Genomic DNA, 1,863 nt, shown 5'->3' with positions numbered 1-1,863 from the left:
GGCGCAGCGCCCCCGGCGGGAGCGGCGCGCCGCAGGCGTCCCAGACGCGCGCGACCGCGTGCTCGACGTCGGCGACCGCGGGGCCGCGCAGCGCGACGCCCGTGTCGCGCCACGGCGCGACGCCGTGCGCCGGGTCGCCCTCCCACATCCGCCCCACGCAGAGCCCGGTGACGAACGCCAGCGCGCCGTCCACCGACAGCAGCTTGCGGTGGTCGCGCGTGATCCAGTCGAAGGGCCGGGCGAGGCGCGGCGGGTTGAAGGTGCGCACCTCGACGCCGGCTGCGCGCAGCCGCTTCCAGAACCCGCGCGAGGTCTTCCCCACCGCGCCGAGCCAGTCGTAGACCACGCGCACCGCGACGCCGGCCCGCGCGCGCTCGGCCAGCGCGTCGGCGAAGCGGTCGCCGGTCGCGTCGTCGTGGATGATGTAGCTCTCGAACAGGACGTACTCGCGCGCGCCCGCGATCGCGTCGAGCCACGCCGGGTAGTTCTCCGTCGCGTCGCGCAGCAGGCGCACGTCGTTGCCGCCGAGCAGCGGCGCGCCCACCGCGCGGGTGAACGCCTGGTCGAGCAACGTGCGCTCCGGCGGCGCCCCCTCGGGGAGCGGGCGCACGGGGCCGGTCAGCGCGCGGCGGCGCCGGCCACCGCGCCGCGCAGCACCGCGTCGTCGCCGTCGCCGGGGAGCGCGCGCACGCCGAGCAGGCGCGCGAGGAACGGGTAGACGTGCACGTTGCGCAGCGTCGGCAGCTCGCCGAGCGGGCGCACGTTCGGCCCGGCGGCGAGGAAGATCCCGTCGAGCCCCGTCGCCGCGTCGGGGTCCCACCCGTGGTCGCCGGGGCTGAAGCGGTAGCCGGCGGGCGCAGGCTGCACCGTGACGAAGTACCCCGGGTCGGCGAGCACCACGACGTCGCCGGCGCGCGGCTCGTCGCGCAGCGCCCACGCGGCCGGCGTCTCCTCGCGGCGCCACGCGCGCGCGGGGGCCTTGGCGTCGGCGAAGCCGCGGCGCAGCGCCGCCAGCACCGCGTCGCGCCGCGCGGCGTCGCCGTCGAACCAGAGCGCCATGTACGGCCCGTTGTCGACCGCGCGCACGCCGGCCATGTCGGCGAAGCGCGACAGCGCGACCACCGGGTCGGCGGCGATGGGGAGCATGCCGTGGTCGGAGAGCACGACGACGTTCACGCGCGCGCCCACCGGCGAGGCGGCGACGCTGTCGAGCAGGCGCCCCACGGCGCGGTCGGCGTGCACCACCGCGCTGTCGAGCGCCGCCGACGTCGGCCCGCTGCGGTGCCCCACCTGGTCGACGGTCGGCACGTACACCGCGACGAAGCGCGGGCGCGTCGCCGCGGGGCGCCGCAGCCACGCCGCCACCGAGTCGACCTTCGCCTCGGCGCTCACGCGGTCGTCGTACGGGTGCATGCTCAGCGTCGGGCGCGCGCCGTCGGGCGCGGGCGCCGCGGAGCCGGGCCAGAAGTACGCCGCCGCGCGCACCCCCTGCCGCTCGGCGGTCGTCCACAGCGGCTCGGCGCGGTACCAGCGCGCCTCGGTGGGCGCGACGCTGTCCTTGTGCACGTACGGCGCGCGCAGCGCCGGGTCCCAGAACTTGTTCAGCACGAGCCCCGAGTGCCCCGGCAGCTTCCCCGTCACCAGCGTGTAGTGGTTCGGGAAGGTCAGCGACGGGAAGCTGGGGCGCAGCGCCCGCGCGCGCACGCCGCGCGCGGCGAGCCGCGCGAGGTTGGGGAGCGGCAGCCCGCGGTCGAGGTACGAGCGCCCGAAGCCGTCGAACGACAGCAGGACCACGATCGGCCCCGCGGTGTCGGCCGCCGCGGCGCCCGCCGCCGACGACGAGCTCGCGCCCGCGGGGCCCGC

At 78.3% G+C, this 1,863-nt stretch carries 2 protein-coding genes; both read right to left on the bottom strand.

Annotated elements, in window-relative coordinates; translation table 11 throughout:
- Positions 1–610, bottom strand: a 610-nt coding sequence (locus PYV61_RS24920; RefSeq protein ID WP_275836583.1) for a phospholipase D-like domain-containing protein, incomplete at its 3' end; no start/stop codon positions are given.
- An 8-nt stretch (positions 611–618) separates the two neighbouring features.
- A partial coding sequence (locus PYV61_RS24915) for an ectonucleotide pyrophosphatase/phosphodiesterase (RefSeq protein ID WP_275836582.1) occupies positions 619–1,863 on the bottom strand: 1,245 nt, incomplete at its 5' end.

Origin of the sequence: Roseisolibacter sp. H3M3-2, assembly GCF_029211165.1 — a bacterium.
Classification (GTDB): Bacteria; Gemmatimonadota; Gemmatimonadetes; order Gemmatimonadales; family Gemmatimonadaceae; genus Roseisolibacter.
The sequence above is the reverse complement of the archived record's forward strand: the minus strand, read 5'-3'. Positions and strand labels throughout refer to the sequence as shown.